Genomic DNA, 20,260 nt, shown 5'->3' with positions numbered 1-20,260 from the left:
TCACCGCAGCCGCAAACCGCGTGGCGTCCGGACGAACCCGGCCTCGACCAGAGCACCGGTCACCGAGGTCGGCCCGCCGGGTTGCAGCACCGGTACCCCGTCGACCCGCTCCACCAGAATCGAGGCGACCCGCCGGGCGGCCACCAGATCGGCCAACGCGGCGGCCGCGGCGTGGCTGGCGCCCGCGTCGTCGGTGAAGGTCAGCAGCGTTCGGCCGCCGCGCTCGAGGAACCAGGCCAGCTCGCCGTCGACCAGCACGACCAGCGCCCCGGCCTTGCGGCCCGGCCGGGCCCCGGCGGCACGTTCGGCGATAGGCCACGGCAGTGCGGCTCCGTAGGGATTGGCCGGGTCGGTGGCGGCCAGTGCGACGGCCCGGCATTCCGGTCGCTGCGGGTCGATCTCGTCGAGGTAGCTGCGTAGCCTGTCCACGGTGGACGCGACGGCAAACTGGGCGCCGCCCAACGATTCGACGAAGTAGCCGCGCTGGCAGCGGCCGGCCTCCTCGAACGCGCTCAACACTTTGTACAGGGTGGCGAACCCGCCCGGCTCACCTTCGGCGGCCGCCGCGCCCTTGGTCAGCACGCCGTGGCGGCTCAACAGCAGCTCGGCGTGATAGTGGGCCCGCAGCGTGGAGTCCGGCTCGGGAGGCGGCAGCACCGACCATCGCCCCGCCACCGTGGGGTCGGCGGCACGCGCCTGGGCATGCGCGACGCTGTATCGGCTCAGCCGCGGCGGGCGGTGTCCGCGGTGCGCAGGGCTTGACCGGTTGCGGGCACCCGGGCCGCCGCCGAGGATCGCGCGCACCGGCGCGAACGTGTCGCCGGTGACCCAGCCGGCCCAGATCAGTTCCCAGAGGGCGGCTTTGAGGCCGGCCTCGGCATCCCCCTTGCCGGTGAACTGGCGGAAGAAGTACGCGCCGCCGCCGGCCAGCGTGTCCAGGATTGCCCGATGGGCGTCGGTGAACTCGACCTCAGCGGGTGTGGCCAGCGTCAAGGGCGCGGAATCGGCGAGGTGCAGGCTGATCCAGCCGTCGCTGGCCGAGATCGACCCGGCGCCCGACCAGGTGACCTCGCCGCTGGCGAGCAGCTCGTCGAGCATCGCCGGGGAGTAGTCGCGGACTCGCGGGGTCAGCACCAGTGGCTCCAGCGCCGAAGCCGGAATCCGCACGCCGGCAAGCTGATCGATCACCGCCGCCAGCCGGTCGACGCCGCCCGCGTCGGTGGCGCCCACTTGGTGCCACTCCGGCAGGAAGCGGCCGTAGGCCGCGGTGCTGACCGGCTCGACCTGGGCCCGCAGCGCGGCCAGCGACCGGCGCCGCAGAATGCGCAGCACCTCGACGTCGCACCATTGCTCGGACCCGGCGCCGGAGCTTGCGGTGGCGACGAAGTCACCGCGTACCAGCCGGCCGTCACCGGCCAGCCGGCCCAACACATCGGCAGTCACCCGCAGACCCAGGCCGAACCGGCCCGCGGCCTCGGCGGTGGTGAACGGCGTGTGGGTGCGCGCGTAGCGGCCCAGCAGCTCGCCCAGCGGGTCGGCGACTTCTTCGGTGAACGTCGCCGGCAGTCCCACCGGAACCGCCGCGCCGACGCCGTCGCGCAGCCGGCCGATGTCTTCGACGGCCACCCACCAATTGCGGCCGGCGAAAGACACCGTCAGTGCGCGCCGGGCCGCGCGCAACCCCTCCAGCCAGCCCCCGACATCGGGCGCAGCTGCCCGTGCAGCTATCTCCTCCTCGGTGAGCGGACCCAGCAGCCGCAGCAGGTCCGCCACGCCTTCGGCGTCGCGCGCCGCCCGGTCGGCCGTCAGGTGCTGCAACTGGCGACCGGTCGCGGCGATGACCTGCGGGTCTAGCAGCTCACGCAACTCGACGCGGCCCAGCAACTCGGCCAGCAGCGTGCTGTCCAGCGACAACGCCGCGGCGCGGCGCTCGGCCAGCGGGACATCGCCCTCGTAGATGAACGCACCGACGTAACCGAACAGCAGTGAGGCGGCGAACGGGGAGGGTGCGGCGGTGTCGGCCTCGGCTATCCGCACCCGGCGCTGGGCGATATCGGCCATCAAGCGGGTCAAGGTCGGGACGTCGTAGACGTCTTGCAGGCACTCGCGGACGGTTTCCAGCACGATCGGGAAGTCGGGATATTTGCGGGCCACCTCCAGCAACTGGGCGGCGCGCTGCCGCTGGTGCCATAACGGTGACCGGCGGCCGGGGTGGCGGCGGGGCAGCAGCAAAGCCCGCGCCGCCGACTCCCGGAACCGGGAGGCGAACAGTGCCGACTCGCCCACCTCGGCGGTGACGAGGGCGTCGATCTCCTCGGCGTCGAAGACGAAAAGTTCGGCCCCCGGCGGGACATCCCCAGAATCGGGCAGCCGTACCACGATGCCGTCGTCGGAGGCGGTGGGCTTCTCGTCGATGCCGTAGCGCTCCCGCAGCCGCCGGCCCACCGCCAGCGCCAGCGGCCCGTGCACCCGCAGCCCGTACGGGGAGTGCAGGACCACCCGCCAATCACCCAGCTCGTCGCGGAACCGCTCGACCAGCAGGGTGGTATCGGTGGGCACCACCCGGGTGGCGGCCCGCTGCTCATCCAGCAGGCCCCACAGGTTGTCGGTGGCGTAGTCGTCGAAACCCAAAGCGGCACAACGCTTGCCGAACGCCTCGCGGTCCAGGCGGGCCAGCTGGCCGGTCAGCTTGCCCAGCGCGGCGCCCAGCTCGGCCGAGCGGCCGACGTCGTCGCCACGCCAGAACGGTAACCGGGCCGGCTGGCCCGGCGCGGGGATCACCAGCACCCGATCGTGGGTGATCTCGGTGATCCGCCAGCTACTGGCCCCCAGCGAGATCACGTCGCCGGGGCGCGACTCGTAAACCATTTCTTCGTCGAGTTCGCCTACCCGCGAAGGCTTTTCGGTGGCCAGCCACACGGTGAACAGCCCGCGGTCGGGGATGGCGCCGCCGGAGGTGACGGCGAGCCGCTGTGCTCCCGGACGCGCGGTCAGCGTGCCGGTATCGCGGTCGTAGACCAACCGTGGCCGCAGCTCGGCGAACTCGGTGGACGGGTACTTGCCGGACAGCAGATCCAGGGTGGCCTCGAACGCGCTGCGCGGCAGGGTCGCGAACGGGGCGCTGCGGCGCACGGTGTCGAACCAGCGGTCGGCGTTGAGCGGTTCCAGCGCGGCCGCCGCCACGGTGTGCTGGGCCAGGATGTCCAGCGGATTGGCCGGCACTCGCATGGTCTCGATCTGGCTGGCCAGCATGCGTTGCACGCTCACCGCACAGCCGAGCAGGTCGGTGCGGTGCTTGGGAAACAGCACTCCCCGCGAGATCTCACCGACCTGATGGCCGGCCCGCCCGATGCGTTGCAGGCCGCTGGCCACCGACGGCGGCGCCTCCACCTGGATCACCAGATCCACCGCACCCATGTCGATGCCCAGCTCCAGGCTCGACGTCGCCACCACCGCCTTGAGCAGCCCGCGTTTGAGGTCCTCCTCGACCAGGGCGCGCTGCTCCTTGCTGACCGATCCGTGATGGGCGCGCGCCAACACCAGCGGGGCGCCGAAACTCTGGCCGCTTGCCATGATGTGGGCGGGCGCGCCGCCGGCCACCTGCGGGTTGGTCTTCTGATCAGGCGCGGCGGTGAGTTCCACGCCGCAGCGTTCGGCGTGAATTTCGTTGAGCCGGGCGGTGAGTCGTTCGGCCAGCCGCCGCGAGTTGGCGAACACGATGGTCGAATTGTGCGCTTCGATCAGGTCGACCAGCCGGGCCTCGACATCGGGCCAGATCGAGTTGTTCGCTAGGTTGGCCATGTCGGGCACCGGCACCTGCACCGACAGCTCCAGTGTCTTGGCCGCGGGGGGAGCGACGATGGTGGTCGGCGACTGTCCGGACAAGAACCGGGCGAGTTCCTCGGGCGGACGCACGGTCGCCGACAGGCCGATGCGCTGTGCGCGGCGCCTTCCAGCCGGCCCCGGCGCCAAGTCGTCGAGGCGCTCCAGCGACAGCGCCAGATGAGCGCCCCGCTTGGTGGCCGCGATGGCGTGGATCTCGTCGACGATGACGGTCTCGACGTTGGCCAGCGTTTCACGGGCGGCCGAGGTCAACATCAAGAACAGCGACTCGGGCGTGGTGATCAGCACGTCGGGGGGCCGCGCGATGAGCTGGCGGCGTGCCGCGGGCGGGGTGTCGCCGGAGCGGACCCCGACGCTGATGTCGGGCGCGGGTAGACCCCGGCGCTCCGCCAGCCGGGTTAGCCCCGCCAGCGGGGTGCGCAGGTTGCGCTCGACGTCGACTCCGAGCGCCTTGAGCGGCGAGACGTAGAGGACGCGGGTTCCGGCCTGCCGATCCGGCGCGGCGGCCAGGCTGTCGAGCGCCCACAGGAAGGCGGCCAATGTCTTGCCGGAGCCCGTCGGGGCAATGACCACGGTGTCGTCACCGGCGGCGATGGCGGCCCAGGCACTGGCCTGTGCGGCGGTGGGCGCGGCGAAAGTGCTGGCGAACCAGTCGCGGGTGATCGCGCTGAATCGGCCTAGCGGGTCAAAGCTCACCTGACCATCGTGCCAACGCGTACCGACAACTCACCGTTGCGGCAAGTCGCGTGCCGTCGCCATCGCATGGGCCAGTTCCTCCGGAATCTGTGGCACCCGGGCTATCGCGTCCAGCAGGGTGTGTGCACAGGCGTCGGCAAGGCGTTCGGCGTCGGTGGTGGGGTCCATGATCCGCTGACGGCAGATTTCGAAGGTGAACGCGATCCAGCCGAAGATGATCACCCGCAGGTCGCGCTCGACCTCCGGCTCCAGTGCGCTGCTGCCCGGGATGCCGCTGACGACCTCGCCGATGCGGGTCATGACGTGTTCCATCTGGCGGTTCTTGGCTTCGTCGTCGATGCCCAGCAGCACCGGGTCCGACCGGCCGAGGCCGACGTAGGCCGCCCAGGCCGCTTCCGGGTTCTGCTGGTGATAGGCCATATAGGCCAGCACGCCGGTGCGGATCTCTTCGAACATCGTCAGGCCCGGGGCCGGCGGCTTGTTGGTGGCCGCGTACAGCCGGTCTGCCTCGTCCTTGACGACGGCGGCGAAGAACGCCCGCTTGTCGGGAAAGTAGTGATACATCAGCGCACGCGACACCCCGGCGCGCTCCGCGATCTCATCGATGCGGACCTCGTCGTAAGGTCGCTTCCCGAAAACTTCCGCCCCCAGGGCCAGCAGTTCGGCGCGTCGGTCCTCAGGGGATAACCGCCTCCTGGCTGTCGCCATGGGGACGATATTACTCATGTCGACTACCAGCTCCGCTAGACCTGATTCTCAGCCGAACCGCACACCCTGGGCCAGCGGCAGCTCGCGGGAGTAGTTGATCGTGTTGGTGGCGCGGCGCATGTAGGCCTTCCAGGCGTCCGAACCGGACTCGCGCCCGCCCCCGGTTTCCTTCTCGCCGCCGAACGCGCCGCCGATCTCCGCACCCGAGGTACCGATGTTCACGTTGGCGATTCCACAGTCGGATTCGTCGAGGAAGTGCTGCGCCTCGCGCAGGTCATTGGTGAAGATTGCCGACGACAGCCCTTGCGGCACAGCATTATTGAGCGCGATAGCGTCGTCGAGCTCGTCATAAACCAGCACGTAGAGGATGGGCGCGAAGGTCTCGGTCGCCACGATGGCCGTCTGCGACGGCATCCGGACCACGGCCGGCGCAACGTAGTACGCGCTCGGGTGCTCGTCCTGGTGGCGCGCGCCGCCGATGACCTCGCCGCCATCGGCGCGGGCCTGTTCGAGCGCTCCCACCATGTCGCGGTAGGCGGTCTCGTGGATGAGCGGGCCGACCAGGGTGCCCGGTACCGACGGGTCACCGATGGGCAGCGTCCGGAAGGCCGCGGCAACACGCGCCACCACGTCGTCGGCTATCGAGCGGTGCACGATCAGCCGACGCAGACTGGTGCAGCGCTGTCCGGCGGTGCCGGCGGCGGCGAACACGATGCCCCGCACCGCCAGCTCCAGATCGGCCGACGGCGTCACGACGGCCGCGTTGTTGCCGCCCAGCTCCAGCAGCACCCGGCCGAACCGGGCGGCGACACGCGGACCGACCTGACGGCCCATCCGCACCGAACCGGTCGCCGACACCAGCGCCACCCGCGGGTCGTCGACGAGCAGCGCTCCCAGATCCGCCTCGCCCAACAGCAGGCCGCTCACCGAGGCCGGGGCACCGACGTCGGCGGCCGCCCGGGTCAGCAATGCCTGACAGGCCATCGCCGTCAGGGGTGTCAGCTCCGAGGGTTTCCACACCACGGTGTCCCCGCACACCAGCGCCACCGCGGTGTTCCACGCCCACACCGCGACCGGGAAGTTGAACGCGGTGATCACCCCGACCACGCCGAGCGGATGCCAGGTCTCCATCAGCCGGTGCCCCGGGCGCTCCGAGGCGATGGTGCGCCCGTAGAGCTGGCGCGACAGACCGACCGCGAACTGGCAGATGTCGATCATTTCCTGGACTTCGCCCAGCGCCTCGGCGGTGATCTTGCCGACTTCGACCGTCACCAGCGTGGCCAGGTCGTGTCGGTGCGTGGTGAGCAACTCCCCGAGCCGGGCCACCAGCGCGCCGCGCACCGGTGCGGGCGTGCCGCGCCAGGTCGAGAACGCCCGCACCGCCTCGGCGATCGTGCGATCGGCCTGCTCGGGCGTGGTGTAGCCGAGGGTGAACAACGACTCGCCGGTGATCGGGGTGCTGACCGGCATCCCGTGCCCGCCCGGCTCGCCCAGGCCGGCGGTCACCCCGATCGCGTCGAAAACCCCCAGGACCCGGTCACGTAGCTCGCTGGTGCTGGTCATGCGTCGGCCTCCTTGGCCTGTGCTTCATACAGTGCGTAGGGGTCGTGGATATCGCGTCCGATCGCCCGGGCCAACCACTGCGCGTCGTGGCCGCAATTGTCGACCGCGTCGGCGGCACGGGTATCGCTGCCGTCGCTGTCCAGATTGGAACGGAAGATCCCGGCCGCCGAGGCTGGCAGGAAGTCCTCGTAGACGATGGGCGCCGACGAGTCGCCGCCGCGGTAGTAGGCCAGGCCCTGCGCGGCCAGCTCCGCATCCGTGGCCGGGAAGTAGTCGCCCCACACGGCGGCCGGGTCGGCATGCGCCATCGCGGTGTCGTAGCGCTGACGCCCGAGTGGGGTGAGGGCGACACCGCGCGCCTCGACTTCACCGAAGCGCACCCGCAGGCTGCCCTCGGTGATGCGGCCGTCGGCACCGCGAAACAACCGCGGTTCGGCCAGCGCGCGAAAAGAGGTCTGCCGCAACAGCACGGCGGGTCCCGCGGTGCGCGGCGGGCCCTGAATGGTGTCGATCATGGCGATCCCGCGCCCGCTCATCCGGCGGTACAGCTCGTCGATGTCGAGCACCCGCGGCGTCAGGTGATTGATGTGGGTGCCGCCGCCCCCGGCGATGTCGGCGGCCACCGCCGACACCCGGGACAGCTCGTCGTACCAGGACTTGTCGATCGGTTCGCGCGACAGCGCGAATGCGGCCACCGCCGCGGCGACGAAAGACTGTGCATCGTCTGCGTCGCACCCGCCGTCGGCCGCGATCACCCGCGCCCGGGCCAGCAGCGCGGGATCGAACAACTGCCGCCGCGCCAGAAAGGTCTGCACGCGGTCGCGCAGCCCGGCCTCGAAGAACCGGCTGTCTCCGGTGGCCAGCATCGATGTGAACACCCGAAACGGGTTGCGCGCCAGTTCTTTTGACTCGATCGGGCGAAACGCGGTGGACACCACGGGAATCGGCGACCGCGCCGAGCGCAGGTCGTAGTAGCCGACCGGTTCCATGCCGAACGCGGCGAACAGGTCGGCGACGGCAGCAAGCTCGGCCGGGGTGCCCACCCGGATGGCGCCATGGCGTTCGGCGGTAACCCGCCCCAGCGAGCCCAACCGGTCCGCATCGCCATGGCGCGCCGCATAGTCGGCGTTGACCTGCGTGCTCACCGTCACCAGCGTGGAGTAGGCGGGCACTTCAGCGGCATACCTGGCGGACAGCCCGGCGGCGAAGCGCTCCCGCAGTTGCCAGCTGGCCAGCCTCTTGACCGGGCTCATCGGGTGCCGCCGCTGCGATAGTCTCCGGCCATGGCTGACGGGCTCGACGACATCGACCGGATCCTGGTGCGCGAGCTGGTCGCCGACGGGCGGGCCACCCTCTCGGAGCTGGCCGCCAGGGCCGGCCTGTCGGTCTCGGCGGTCCAGGCGCGGGTACGCAGGCTGGAGTCGCGCGGCGTGGTGACCGGGTATTCCGCGCGGGTCAATCCGGAGGCCGTCGGGCACCTGCTGTCAGCGTTCGTGGCCATCACTCCTTTGGACCCATCCCAACCCGATGATGCGCCCGCCCGGCTGGAACACATCGACGAAATCGAAGCGTGTCACTCCGTGGCCGGCGAGGAGAGTTACGTCCTGCTGGTGCGCGTCGAGTCCGCACGGGCGCTGGAGGACCTGCTGCAGCGAATCCGGACAGCCGCCAACGTGCGTACTCGAAGCACCATCATCCTGAATACTTTTTACAGCGACCGGCAGTTCATACCATAATCTTTCCGGTAGATATCATCTGACTCCGTAAAACCACGGCTAGCATGGTGATATGACTGCCGCCGTGAGATTTTCTGCGCACATCCGCCGGCCGGTCACGCCAGACCAGGTCCACGAGGTGCTGGGCCGCAGCATTCTGGTCGACGGCCTCGACCTGGTGCTCGATCTGTCCCGGTCGGCCGGCAGCTATCTGGTCGACGCCCGAACCGGCCGGCGCTACCTCGACATGTTCACCTTCGTCGCCTCGTCGGCGCTGGGCATGAACCATCCGGCGCTGGCCGGTGACGAAGAATTCCGCGTCGAGCTCACCGAGGCCGCGTTGAACAAACCCAGCAACTCCGATGTGCATTCGGTAGCCATGGCTCGCTTCGTCGAGACCTTCGTCAGGGTGTTGGGCGACCCGGCGCTGCCGCATCTGTTCTTCGTCGAAGGCGGCGCTGTGGCGGTGGAGAACGCCCTCAAGGTCGCATTCGACTGGAAGAGCCGCCACAACCAGGCGCGCGGCGTCGATCCGGCGCTCGGCACCCGGGTACTGCACCTGAGCGGGGCATTCCACGGCCGCAGCGGCTACACCCTGTCGCTCACCAACACCAAACCCGTCACCGTGGCCCGCTTCCCGAAATTCGATTGGCCGCGCATCGACGCACCCTATGTCCGACCGGGTTCAAGCGAGTCGGCCATGGCTGCGCTGGAGGCCGAGTCGCTGCGGCAGGCCCGCGCGGCATTCGAGGCGCATCCCCATGACATCGCCTGCTTCATCGCCGAGCCCATCCAGGGAGAAGGCGGCGACCGCCACTTCCGGGCCGAGTTCTTCGCGGCGATGCGCCAGTTGTGTGACGAACACGATGCGCTGCTGATTTTCGACGAGGTGCAGACCGGCTGTGGGATAACCGGAACCCCTTGGGCTTACCAGCAATTGGGCGTGGCGCCCGATGTCGTGGCCTTCGGCAAGAAGACGCAGGTGTGCGGGGTGATGGCAGGCCGCCGCGTCGACGAGGTCACCGACAACGTGTTCGCGGTCAAGTCGCGGCTCAACTCGACGTGGGGCGGAAACCTGGTCGATATGGTGCGGGCCCGCCGCATCCTGGAGGTGATCGAAAACGACGGGCTCTTCGAACATGCGGCCCGGCAGGGCCGCCACCTGCGCGCCCGGCTCGACGAGCTTGCTCAGGAGTTCCCGGGCCTGGTTCTGGATCCGCGCGGCCGGGGGCTGATGTGTGCCTTCAGCCTGCCGACCACCGCGGACCGTGACGACGTGATCCGCCGGTTGTGGCAACGCGCGGTGATCGTGCTGCCGGCCGGTGACGACGGGGTGCGTTTCCGTCCGGCGTTGACCGTCACGTGCTCCGAGATCGATGCCGCGATCGCCGGTGTACGTGAGGCGTTGCCGGCTGTGACCTAGTCGGACCTAGTCGGACCTGGTCGGACCTGGTCGCACTGTTTGCCTGGGCTGACCGCGGGGTATGAAGATCTTGTACTCCGCGAACGCGGGATTGGGGTTTCAGGATGCAGAAGACGCGCGAACGGTCACCCGGTGACCGATTAGGACAGGACGACGCCGAGGTTCGCGCCGCCATCCGGTTCGCTGTCCTGGCCGCGGGCGCCGGTATCGGGTTTGTCATCATGGCGGCCTTGTGGGTCAGCACGTGCGGCGGCAAAGCGGGCCTGGACACGGTGGCCTGCGGCGCGCCGGAGCGGACCCTGCTGGCCTTCGGCGGCCCGCTGATTCTGTTGGCCGGCGGAATCTGGGCCTTCATCCGCACCTATCAGGTGTGGCGTGCCCGCGGTACCTGGTGGGGATGGCACGGCGCCGGATGGTTTTTGTTGACGCTGATGGTGGTGGCCGTGTCCATGGGGGTGCCTCCCATCGTCGGCCCGGCCCTGGCGGTTGGTTGGTTGTGATCCCTCCACATCCTGTCCCGTGAGTCCCGTCGCTGACGAGAGAGAACGAGGAGGAGCCATGGGGGACACCTACCGCGACCCCGTCGACCACCTGCATACGACGCGGCCGCTGGCCGGCGAGTCACTGATCGACGTGCTGCACTGGCCTGGGTACCTGTTGGTGGTGGCGGGGGTGATCGGTGGTGTCGGATCTCTTGCTGCCTTCGGCACCGGCCATCACGTCGAAGGCATGGTCGCCGGCGTCGCGGCGCTCGTCGTCACGGTGGCCGGGCTGGTGTGGCTGGCCGTCGAGCACCGGCGGGTACGCAGGATCGCCGAGCGGTGGTACGCCGAACACCCCGAGGTACCACGCCAACGGCTGGCCAGCTAGCAGTGCCGGCTGGCATCTCACCGCAAAACCGGGCGACGGTTTTGTTTTACCGGTGGCGTCGACGGGGTATCAGGTGTGAACAATGACGAGTACTGGCCTTGCCGCGTCGGCGCTGTCACCCCATCATCGGGGACAGGATCACGAAGGCACCGACATAGATTGCTGCAGCGACCGCGATCAAAACCACCAAGGTGATCCCGGCGATCACCGCGATGCGCCGGAGCCGGCGTGCCCGGATTGTGTCGGTCACGTCCGCCTCGTCCATGGCTGGTTGAATACCCGGTGGCGACCATGACCAACCGGTTAGAACGCGCGGCCCAAAACGGGCCTCCGGGAGGCGATCGGAAAGGGACCGAAATCGACAGCCAAATCGGGACCCAAATCAGTAGTAGTAGTGTCGGTCAAAAATTGCCGGGAGGCCACATGAGCGATGCCGATGCGCGTCCCAACAGGCACCAACGCGGCGACCGCGCCGTCGAGCTGAAGGTTGCTGCGCGCTTGGAGAATCTGGCGATCCTGCGTACCCTGGTCGGCGCCATCGGCACCTTCGAGGACTTGGATTTCGATGCGGTCGCCGACCTGAGACTGGCGGTCGACGAAGTGTGTACCCGGCTGATCCGTTCCGCCACACCGAACGCGACCTTGACGCTGGTGGTCGACCCGCGTGACGACGAACTCGTGGTGGAGGCGTCCGCGATGTGCGACACCCACGACGTCGTGGCGCCGGGCAGCTTCAGCTGGCATGTGCTGACGTCGCTGGCCGACGACGTCCAGACTTTCCACGACGGCCGCATGCCCGACGCCGCCGGCAGTGTGTTCGGCATTGTGTTGACGGCCCGACGGGCGGCCTCTGGCAGGTGACGCCGCGTGCTGCCGGCGGTTCTGCTTCACGGCCGAACGAATACGCCGATGTCCCGGAGATGTTTCGTGAGTTGGCCGGTTTTGACCCCGCCTCACCGGATTTCCAGCGCCACCGCGACAAGATCGTGGAGCGCTGCCTGCCGCTGGCCGATCACATCGCCCGGCGGTTCGAGGGACGCGGCGAACCCCGCGACGACCTGATTCAGGTCGCCCGGGTCGGACTGGTCAACGCGGTAGTCCGCTTCGACGTCGAGACCGGGTCGGATTTCGTTTCGTTCGCCGTGCCCACCATCATGGGGGAAGTCCGGCGGCACTTCCGGGACAACAGTTGGTCAGTCAAGGTTCCTCGCCGGCTGAAGGAACTGCACCTGCGGTTGGGCACCGCCACCGCCGAGTTGTCGCAGCGGCTCGGCAGGGCGCCCACCGCCACTGAACTCGCCGCCGAACTCGGGATGGACCGCGGCGAGGTGGTCGAGGGGCTGGTGGCGGGCAGCTCTTACAACACGCTGTCCATCGACAGCGGTGGTGGTAACGAAGACGACGACGCCCGTGCCATCGCGGACACCCTCGGCGACATGGATGCCGGCCTGGACCGGATCGAAGATCGCGAGGCGCTGCGCCCGCTGCTCGAGGCGCTACCCGAGCGCGAGCGAACGGTGTTGATCCTCAGGTTTTTCGAGTCGATGACGCAGACCCAGATCGCCGAGCGGGTCGGCATCTCCCAGATGCACGTGTCCCGGCTGCTGGCCAAGTCGCTAGCGCGGCTCCGCGACCAGCTCGAGTAGGCGCAGGTCGCCGTCGGGGGCGCCGTTTACCGGGTTCACCGGCTCCATGACCGGCAGCGCGCCGTCGGGATCGCAAATCTCCAGTAACCGCGACACGGCCCGGCTCGGCACCATCGCCCACTGGGTGTCCGCCGCCGAGCAGACCACGTTGATTCGGTGAAGGGCGGAAAACCCGGCAGTGCCAATGAATTCCAGACGCCGTAGGTCCAGGATCAGCCACCGGCAAGACCTCACGCACTGCTGGACGTATCCGGCCAGCTGATCGGCATTGGCGGCGTCGAGCTCACCTTCTACGGTGATCACGCCGGCCGACGGCCCATAGCTGGCAGTGAAGTCAGCGGTTCCGCATTTCTGCCAGGATTGGATCACAGACAATCGTGGACTCCATCCATCGAACATTCGTTGGTGTCGACCACGTCGAGTGTGCGCTGCGTCGCTTTACGCAGGGAGTTTGCCTCCCTCGCGACCCTGACGCACTGACAGGACGTAGCTCCGGGCGGCTGTGAACTCAACCTGTTTCGAGGCTACCGGGCGGGTGCCGGGGCGACAACGTTCTCCGATCCGACTCAGATAAACGCTGGTCAGGCCGGGTTTCGCGCGGTAAGCGGCTACTTGATCTCGGCGAGCACCGTGCCCTGGGTGATGGCTGCCCCGGCTTCGACCGCCAGTCCGGTGATGACGCCGTCTTTGTGCGCGGTGACCGGGTTCTCCATCTTCATCGCCTCCAGGACCACCACCAGATCGCCCGTCACCACTTCCTGACCTTCTTCGACCGCGACCTTCACCACGGTGCCCTGCATGGGTGCGGTCACGGCGTCGCCGGAGGCTGCCGCACCGCTGTGGGCGCCACGTTTGCGCGGCTTGGGCTTGCGCCGGATGACGCCGACCGGGTCGCAGCCGCCGCCGGACAGTGCGAGGTCGGCCGGCAGTGACACCTCGACCCGGCGGCCGTCGACCTCGACGACCACCTTCTGCCGCGGCCGGGCGTCCTCTTCGTCGCTCGGCTCGCCGCCGGTGAAGGGTTCGACGGTGTTGTTCCACTCGGTCTCGATCCAGCGGGTGTGCACCGAGAAGCCGTGCTCGTCGCCGATGAACGCCGGGTCGGACACCACCGCCCGGTGGAAGGGGATGACCGTGGCCAGACCCTCGACTTCGAATTCGGCCAGCGCGCGGCGGGCGCGGGCCAGCGCCTCGGCGCGGTCGGCGCCGTGCACGATCAGCTTGGCCAGCATCGAGTCGAACTGGCCGCCGATCACCGAGCCGGTCTCGACGCCGGAGTCCATACGGACGCCCGGGCCCGCGGGCGGGTGGAACTTGGTCACCGGGCCGGGGGCGGGCAGGAAGCCCCGCCCGGCGTCCTCGCCGTTGATCCGGAACTCGATGGCGTGCCCGCGCGGGGTGGGGTCCTCGGTGATGTCGAGCGTCTCGCCGTTGGCGATCTTGAACTGCTGCAACACCAGGTCGATGCCGGCGGTTTCCTCGGTCACCGGGTGCTCGACCTGAAGGCGGGTGTTGACCTCCAGGAAGGAGATCAGGCCGTCCTGGCCGACCAGGTATTCGACGGTTCCGGCGCCGTGGTAGTGGGCCTCCTTGCAGATCCGTTTGGCCGAGTCGTGGATTTCCTTGCGCTGGAAGTCGGTCAGGAACGGCGCCGGCGCCTCCTCGACCAGCTTCTGGTAGCGGCGCTGCAGCGAGCAGTCCCGGGTTCCGGCGACCACAACGTTGCCGTGCTGGTCGGCGATCACCTGGGCCTCGACGTGGCGCGGTTTGTCCAGGTAACGCTCGACGAAGCACTCGCCGCGGCCGAACGCGGCGGTGGCTTCCCGCACGGCCGACTCGTACAGTTCGGGGATTTCGTCGATGGTGCGGGCCACCTTCATGCCCTTGCCGCCGCCGCCGTGCGCCGCCTTGATCGCAATCGGCAGGCCGTATTCGTTGGCGAAGGCGATCACCTCGTCGGCGTCTTTGACCGGGTCGGGGGTGCCGGGCACCAGCGGCGCCTGCGCGCGTGCCGCGATGTGACGGGCGGTGACCTTGTCGCCGAGGTCGCGGATCGACTGCGGGCTGGGCCCGATCCAGATCAGCCCGGCGTCGATCACGGCCTGGGCGAAGTTGGCGTTTTCCGACAGAAAGCCGTAGCCGGGATGGATGGCATTGGCGCCGGACTTGGCCGCCGCGTCGAGCAGCTTTTCGAAGTCCAGGTAGGACTCGGCCGAGGTTTGACCGCCCAGAGCGAACGCCTCGTCGGCCAGCCGTACGTGCGGGGCGTCCGCGTCGGGTTCGGCGTAGACGGCCACGCTGGCCAGACCCGCATCCCGGGCCGCCCGGATCACCCGGACTGCGATCTCGCCGCGGTTGGCGACCAGAACTTTAGTGATCCTGGAGCTGGCGTGACTTGCCACTGCGCCTCCTGTAGGGCCGAACGTCTTTAAGAGATTTTCTTACAAGTCTTATTCCGGGAAGTTTATGCGCCGCGCCGTGGGACCGGTCACGCGGTTCCCCGATTCAAACCGTTTCACGCAGTCGGCGCTTGATCCGGGCGAGCATCGCCGACATGCCGCGCAGTCGAAGCGGGCTGATCAGAGCGGCCAAACCCAGCTCGGCGTAGAAATCCTCGGGCACCGCCAGGATCTCGGCCGCCGGCTGGCCGTCCAGCCCGGCGGCCAGGATGGAGGCGAATCCGCGAGTGGTCGGCGCTTCGGCCGGCGCGCTGAAGTGCAGGCGCACCCGCTGCGGATCGCTGGCATCGACGTGCAGGAACAGCGGGGACTGGCACTCGGGCACCGGCTCCATCGCCTGTTCTTCGAACTCGGCAGGCAGCGCTGGAAGCTCGTCGGCGAATTCCAGCAGCAGCTTCAGCTTGTCCTGGCCCTGAAGTTCGGCGAAGTCGGACACCACCTCGGCCAGCGGCGCGGGCAGACTCATCGCTGCGGCACGACTCCCGGATCTTCCCCGGCGACGATCGGCACGCGCACGGTGTTGCCCCACTCGGTCCACGACCCGTCGTAGTTGCGGACGCCGGGTTTACCCAGCAGGTGGGTTAGCACGAACCAGGTGTGACTGGACCGCTCGCCGATGCGGCAATAGACGACCGTCTTGTCGTCCGGGCTCAAGAAGCCGTAGAGCTCTTCCAGTTCCTCGCGGCTGCGGAACCGCCCGCTCTCGTCGACCGCCTTACTCCACGGAATCGACCGGGCGGTGGGGATGTGGCCGCCGCGCAGCACGCCTTCCTCGGGGTACTCGGGCATGTGGGTCCGCTTGCCGGTGTACTCGTCGGGTGAGCGTACATCGATCAGCGGCTGGTTGCCCAGGATGTCCAGTACCTCGTCTTTGAACGCGCGGATAGGGCCGTCGTTGCGCTGCACCACGGGGTAGCCGGTCGACGTGCTGTCCGGCACCTCCAGGGTGGTGTCCCGGCGCTCGGCGAGCCAGAGGTCACGTCCGCCGTTGAGCAGGCGCACATCGGGGTGGCCGAACAGGGTGAACACCCACAGCGCATAGGCCGCCCACCAATTGCTCTTGTCGCCGTAGATCACCACGGTGTCGTCGCGGGCAATGCCCTTGCGGTCCATCAAAGCGGCGAACTGCTGGCCGTCGATGTAGTCGCGCACCGTTGGATCGTTGAGGTCGGTGTGCCAATCGACCTTGACCGCACCCGGAATATGGCCGACGTCGTAAAGCAGGACGTCCTCGTCGGATTCGACGATCGCCAGGCCGGGCGCGCCCAGGTGGGCGGACAGCCAATCGGCGGTCACGAGCCGTTCGGGGTGGGCATAGGCCGACAAGGTTGGACTCGGATCTGGGGGCAGGGGCACGTTATCGAGCCTACCGCTGGCCCAGCAACCGCCCGTAGCTCAGTGCTTGTGAATCACTCGTTCGGTCTGGCCCGGATTCCAGACGGTGATGTCCAGATGCCCGTCGCGGACCGCTACCGCCGATGCTCCGGTGATGTCGGCTCCGAAAAGGTCGAATTGCTGCCCACGCACATCCAATCCGGGGTCTGGTCGAACAGGGTCTCGGCGAAACGCCGAAGCAGCGTGGTGTCAGTGGCGACGTGGGCCAGACCCCACAGCTTCACCTGGTCATGCCACAACACCAGGGGCGCCCGGGGTGGACCGCTGTGGGCGCGCAGTTCAGTCGCCGGCGTCGTGCGTCCACAGTGCGGCAACCGACAGCCCCACCCGTTGGAGGAGTGATCGCAGCAGGGGCAGGCTCAGCCCGATCACGTTGGACGGATCGCCGTCGATCCTGTCGACGAACCAGCCGCCTAATCCGTCGAGGGTGAACCCGCCTGCGACCCGAAACGATTCACCGCTGGCCAAGTACGATTCGAGATCACCCGGCGATGGCCTTCCGAAATACACTGTAGTAATAGCTGTTTCGCCGATATTGTGAGTAATTTTGTTGTCCTGCAGGCGGATAACGCAGTGGCCGGTATAGAGTTGTCCGGCGCGTCCCGCCATTGACTGCCATTGTTGGCGCGCGCTGGCGATAGATTGGGGCTTGCCGCATAACTTGCCATCCAGCTGCAGCATCGAATCACAGCCCACGACAACGCAATCGCTGGCGAGCGAGCGGTTCACGGCCCCCGCGACCTGCTCGGCTTTGGCTCGCGCCAGTGCACACACCGCGTCGCCGGGTGCGACATCTTGGCCCAGCGCGGCGAAAATCGCGTCCTCGTCGACACCGGAGGCCGCGACTAGCGGCTCGACGCCGGCTTGGCGAAGCACCTTGAGCCGGCCGGGGGATGCGGACCCGAGCACCAACCGGGTCATCGGCGCATGTGCACCATTTCCTGCAGCGTGATGCGTTGCCAGCTGAAGACGGGGAACCGCAGTTTGTCGACCGGCAAGCCCCATCGGGTGGGCTCGGTTTCCGGCGCCGGCGGCGCGCCGCTGACGCTGCCCAGCACCGCGACCAGTGCCGCCAACTCCTGATCGGTGGGGTGGCCTTTGACGATCTCGATGTGGGGTTCGTGCGGATGGGGCGCGTGGTCGGGGGTAGTGGTCTCGCTCATCTCGCTCCGCTCACTCGACTCACGGTGGCTTGATTGTTCGTCTCGTTCCCGTTCGCTCGCCGCGCTCGCTTCGCTCACTCGACTCACGGTGGCTTGATTGTTCGTCTCGTTCCCGTCGCTCGCTGCGCTCGCTCCGCTCACTCGACTCACAGGGGAATGTTCCCGTGCTTCTTCGGCGGCTGCTGCGCGATCTTGCGTTCCAGCAGCCGCAGCGCCGTACCGACGTAGCCGCGGGTGTACGACGGCGGGATCACCGCGTCGACGTACCCGCGCTCGGCGGCGATATACGGGTTGACCAACGTGTCCTCGTATTCCTGCTGCAGTTGTAGCCGCAGCGCGTCAACGTCCTCGCCATTCTTGGCGGCCTCGGCAAGCTGCTGGCGGTAGACGAAGCCGACGGCGCCGGAAGCGCCCATCACCGCGATCTGCGCGGTCGGCCAGGCCAGGTTGACGTCGCAGCCCATGTCTTTGGAGCCCATCACGCAGTACGCGCCGCCATAGGCCTTGCGGGTGATGACGGTGATCTTCGGGACGGTGGCCTCGCCGTAGGCGTAGAGCAGCTTGGCGCCGCGGCGGATGATGCCGTTGTATTCCTGGTCGGTGCCGGGCAAGAAGCCAGGAACGTCGACGAACATCACGATGGGGATGTTGAAGCAGTCGCAGGTCCGCACGAACCGGGCCGCCTTCTCCGAGGCGTTGATGTCCAGGCAGCCGGCGAACTGGGTGGGCTGGTTGGCGACGATGCCCACCGGCCGGCCCTCGATGCGCCCGAACCCGACGATGATGTTCTGCGCGTAGCCGGCCTGTATCTCCAGGAACTCGTCCTCGTCGAGGATGCGAGTGACGACCTCGTGCATGTCGTAGGGCTGGTTCGGCGAGTCGGGGATCAGCGTGTCCAGCTCGAGGTCCTCGTCGGTCAGGTTGTCTTCTACCGGCCCTGCCGGGGCCTCCGTCTGGTAGCGCGGCGGGTCGGTGAAGTTGTTGGGCGGCAGGTAGCTCAGCAGCTCGCGAACGTAGTCGAACGCGTCGTGTTCGCCGGACGCGACATAATGCGCGGTGCCGGATTTGGCCATGTGGGTGTGGCCACCGCCGAGTTCCTCCATGGTGACGTCCTCGCCGGTGACGGTCTTGATGACGTCGGGTCCGGTGATGAACATCTGGCTGGTCTGGTCCACCATGATCACGAAGTCGGTCAGCGCGGGGGAGTAGACGTGCCCGCCGGCGGCGGCGCCCATGATCAGCGAGATCTGCGGGATGACGCCGGAGGCCAGGATGTTGTTGCGGAAAATCCGGCTGTACAGGCCAAGCGAGACGACGCCTTCCTGAATGCGCGCGCCGGCGCCGTCGTTGATGCCGATCAGCGGACGGCCGGTCTTGACCGCCAATTCCTGCACCTTGACGATCTTCTCGCCGTACACCTCGCCCAGGCTGCCGCCGAACACGGTGGCGTCCTGGCTGAAGATGCACACGTCGCGGCCGTCGATGGTGCCGTAGCCGGTGACCACTCCGTCGCCCAGCGGACGGTTGCTCTCCAGGCCGAAGTTGGTGCTGCGGTGTCGTGCCAGCGCGTCCAGCTCGACGAACGAGTCTTCGTCCAGCAGTGCGTAGATGCGCTCCCGGGCCGTCAGCTTGCCCTTGGCATGGACCTTCTCGATGGCCGTCTCACCGACCGGATGCAGGGACTCTGCGCGACGCTTATGCAGCTCCGCGAGCTTGCCCGCGGTGGTGTGGATGTCGATGGTGTGCTCGGTGGACCGCTCTGCGGAATGAGCCGAGTGGTCGGTAACGCTCGTCATGGGAGTCGATGGTATCGGCAGCCTGATCCTAGCCCGGTCCGACGCCCGGTTCGAACTCGCCGAACGCCCGTTGAGCTCCCCGCTTCGGCATCCCAAATCTCGCGATCGACCGGCGCTACATCTGCATCCGTCCGGCAGGCTCCCAAGGTCTCTAGGCTGGGCGGTGATGGATCGCGAACAGCTCAGGCTGCCCCTCGATGGCGCGGCTTTGCGCGCCGCGGCGCTCGGCTCGGGCTGGCGGCAACTCGACGTCGTGGAGCAGACCGGCTCCACCAACGCCGATCTGCTGGCGCGCGCCGCCTCCGGAGCCGATATCGACAGGGCGGTCTTGATTGCCGAGCACCAAACCGCTGGGCGTGGACGTCATGGCCGGGGATGGTCGGCCGCGCCCCGCGCACAGATCACCATGTCGGTCGGGGTGCGTATCGACGGCGTCGCTACTGCCGCGTGGGGCTGGCTGTCGCTGGCCACCGGCCTGGCGGTGATCGACGCGGTCACCCCGCTGATCAACGCCGGCGGGATTGAAGTACGCCTGAAGTGGCCCAACGACGTGCTGGCCGGGTCTGCCGCAGCCATGGGCAAGCTGGCGGGCATCCTGGCCGAGGTCGCGCAACCTTTCGCGGTGATCGGTGTGGGACTCAACGTCACGCAGGCTCCCGAGGAGGTCGACGGTCGCGGGGCGACGTCGTTGTTCGACCTCGGCGTGCCGGCTCCGGACCGGAACCGGCTGATCCACCGGCTGTTACGAGGCCTTGCGGCACGGATCGCCCAGTGGGAAGACGCGGACGCGCAACTGGCGGCCGACTACCGGGCTCGCAACCTGACCATCGGTTCGCGGGTGCGGGTGCAGCTGCCCGGGGGCAACGACGTCGTCGGGGTCGCGCGCGACATCGACGACCAGGGCCGGCTCTGTGTCGACACCGAGGGTGAGCCGGTGCTGGTGTCAGCCGGTGACGTGGTGCATCTGCGTTAGTTAAGGTCGC

General features: G+C 68.3%; 19 protein-coding genes and 1 pseudogene. 7 read left to right on the top strand and 13 right to left on the bottom strand.

From position 1 onward, the window contains the following. Genes CDN38_RS07795 through hglS form a run of 4 tightly spaced genes read right to left on the bottom strand, consistent with a single transcriptional unit; the run spans position 1 to position 8,063 of the window. Complete coding sequence (locus CDN38_RS07795; protein WP_099318883.1) at positions 1-4,539, bottom strand: ATP-dependent helicase; 4,539 nt, start codon at positions 4,537-4,539, stop codon at positions 1-3. Positions 4,540-4,569: 30 nt separating this feature from the next. Then, on the bottom strand, positions 4,570-5,247 hold the full coding sequence (locus tag CDN38_RS07790) for a TetR/AcrR family transcriptional regulator (RefSeq protein ID WP_075512607.1): 678 nt from the start codon (positions 5,245-5,247) through the stop codon (positions 4,570-4,572). Between the two features lie 48 nt (positions 5,248-5,295). Next, entirely contained in the window at positions 5,296-6,810 is a 1,515-nt protein-coding gene (gene amaB / locus CDN38_RS07785; RefSeq protein ID WP_075512608.1) for an L-piperidine-6-carboxylate dehydrogenase, read from the bottom strand. After that, a complete protein-coding gene (gene hglS, locus CDN38_RS07780) occupies positions 6,807-8,063 on the bottom strand; it encodes a 2-oxoadipate dioxygenase/decarboxylase (protein ID WP_075512609.1) in 1,257 nt (418 codons plus the stop codon). The genes amaB and hglS overlap by 4 nt, the downstream gene beginning before the upstream one ends. A gap of 30 nt (positions 8,064-8,093) precedes the next feature. On the opposite strand from hglS, the gene CDN38_RS07775 reads away from it, so the two are divergent. The 4 genes from CDN38_RS07775 (at position 8,094) to usfY (ending at position 10,818) form a co-directional block, all read left to right on the top strand. Further along, positions 8,094-8,546 carry an Lrp/AsnC family transcriptional regulator gene (locus CDN38_RS07775; protein ID WP_075512610.1) on the top strand — a complete coding sequence of 151 codons (453 nt, stop codon included), beginning with the start codon at positions 8,094-8,096 and terminating at the stop codon, positions 8,544-8,546. Between the two features lie 52 nt (positions 8,547-8,598). After that, the gene (gene lat / locus CDN38_RS07770; RefSeq protein ID WP_099318882.1) at positions 8,599-9,948 is read left to right on the top strand and encodes an L-lysine 6-transaminase; all 1,350 of its coding nucleotides are present in this window, start codon (positions 8,599-8,601) and stop codon (positions 9,946-9,948) included. A 104-nt stretch (positions 9,949-10,052) separates the two neighbouring features. Next, positions 10,053-10,448, top strand: a complete 396-nt coding sequence (locus tag CDN38_RS07765; RefSeq protein ID WP_075512612.1) for a hypothetical protein — start codon at positions 10,053-10,055, stop codon at positions 10,446-10,448. Positions 10,449-10,506: 58 nt separating this feature from the next. Further along, positions 10,507-10,818, top strand: a complete 312-nt coding sequence (gene usfY / locus CDN38_RS07760) for a protein UsfY (RefSeq protein ID WP_075512613.1) — start codon at positions 10,507-10,509, stop codon at positions 10,816-10,818. 115 nt (positions 10,819-10,933) lie between these two features. Here usfY and CDN38_RS31720 read toward each other — a convergent pair whose 3' ends face one another. Continuing rightward, the gene (locus tag CDN38_RS31720; RefSeq protein WP_267888306.1) at positions 10,934-11,068 is read right to left on the bottom strand and encodes a hypothetical protein; all 135 of its coding nucleotides are present in this window, start codon (positions 11,066-11,068) and stop codon (positions 10,934-10,936) included. 173 nt (positions 11,069-11,241) lie between these two features. Here CDN38_RS31720 and CDN38_RS07755 point away from each other — a divergent pair, with 173 nt between their 5' ends. Together CDN38_RS07755 and CDN38_RS07750 are read left to right on the top strand one after the other, a co-directional pair. Continuing rightward, positions 11,242-11,679 (top strand): anti-sigma factor, encoded by a 438-nt coding sequence (locus CDN38_RS07755; protein WP_075512614.1) that lies wholly within the window; start codon positions 11,242-11,244, stop codon positions 11,677-11,679. After that, on the top strand, positions 11,676-12,464 hold the full coding sequence (locus CDN38_RS07750; protein ID WP_075512615.1) for an RNA polymerase sigma factor SigF: 789 nt from the start codon (positions 11,676-11,678) through the stop codon (positions 12,462-12,464). The genes CDN38_RS07755 and CDN38_RS07750 overlap by 4 nt, the downstream gene beginning before the upstream one ends. On the opposite strand, the gene CDN38_RS07745 is transcribed toward CDN38_RS07750, so the two are convergent. The 8 genes and pseudogenes from CDN38_RS07745 to CDN38_RS07715 form a co-directional block, all read right to left on the bottom strand. Next, complete coding sequence (locus tag CDN38_RS07745; RefSeq protein ID WP_075512616.1) at positions 12,435-12,863, bottom strand: STAS domain-containing protein; 429 nt, start codon at positions 12,861-12,863, stop codon at positions 12,435-12,437. The genes CDN38_RS07750 and CDN38_RS07745 overlap by 30 nt on opposite strands. Before the next feature lie 209 nt (positions 12,864-13,072). Next, entirely contained in the window at positions 13,073-14,866 is a 1,794-nt protein-coding gene (locus tag CDN38_RS07740) for an acetyl-CoA carboxylase biotin carboxylase subunit (RefSeq protein WP_099318881.1), read from the bottom strand. 103 nt (positions 14,867-14,969) lie between these two features. After that, positions 14,970-15,389 (bottom strand): SufE family protein, encoded by a 420-nt coding sequence (locus tag CDN38_RS07735; RefSeq protein ID WP_075512618.1) that lies wholly within the window; start codon positions 15,387-15,389, stop codon positions 14,970-14,972. Next, positions 15,386-16,279 (bottom strand): sulfurtransferase, encoded by an 894-nt coding sequence (locus tag CDN38_RS07730; protein ID WP_075512619.1) that lies wholly within the window; start codon positions 16,277-16,279, stop codon positions 15,386-15,388. Before CDN38_RS07730 ends, CDN38_RS07735 begins: the two co-directional genes overlap by 4 nt. 113 nt (positions 16,280-16,392) lie before the next feature. Then, positions 16,393-16,560 (bottom strand): hypothetical protein, encoded by a 168-nt coding sequence (locus CDN38_RS29345; RefSeq protein WP_180276300.1) that lies wholly within the window; start codon positions 16,558-16,560, stop codon positions 16,393-16,395. A 37-nt stretch (positions 16,561-16,597) separates the two neighbouring features. Then, complete coding sequence (locus tag CDN38_RS07725) at positions 16,598-17,239, bottom strand: Maf family protein (protein WP_075512620.1); 642 nt, start codon at positions 17,237-17,239, stop codon at positions 16,598-16,600. Further along, a pseudogene (locus CDN38_RS32910) lies at positions 17,236-17,448 on the bottom strand (acyl-CoA carboxylase subunit epsilon); the annotation flags it as partial. The gene CDN38_RS07725 and the pseudogene CDN38_RS32910, both read right to left, overlap by 4 nt. 179 nt (positions 17,449-17,627) lie before the next feature. Beyond that, positions 17,628-19,277, bottom strand: coding sequence for an acyl-CoA carboxylase subunit beta (locus CDN38_RS07715; RefSeq protein WP_075512622.1), 1,650 nt, complete (start codon positions 19,275-19,277; stop codon positions 17,628-17,630). 163 nt (positions 19,278-19,440) lie between these two features. Between CDN38_RS07715 and CDN38_RS07710 the strand changes: the two genes are divergently transcribed. After that, a complete protein-coding gene (locus CDN38_RS07710; RefSeq protein WP_075512623.1) occupies positions 19,441-20,250 on the top strand; it encodes a biotin--[acetyl-CoA-carboxylase] ligase in 810 nt (269 codons plus the stop codon). Positions 20,251-20,260 lie beyond the last annotated feature (10 nt).

The organism is Mycobacterium ostraviense (assembly GCF_002705925.1).
In the GTDB taxonomy this organism is placed as follows: Bacteria; Actinomycetota; Actinomycetes; order Mycobacteriales; family Mycobacteriaceae; genus Mycobacterium; species Mycobacterium ostraviense.
This window is presented reverse-complemented; position numbering and strand designations above follow the sequence as displayed.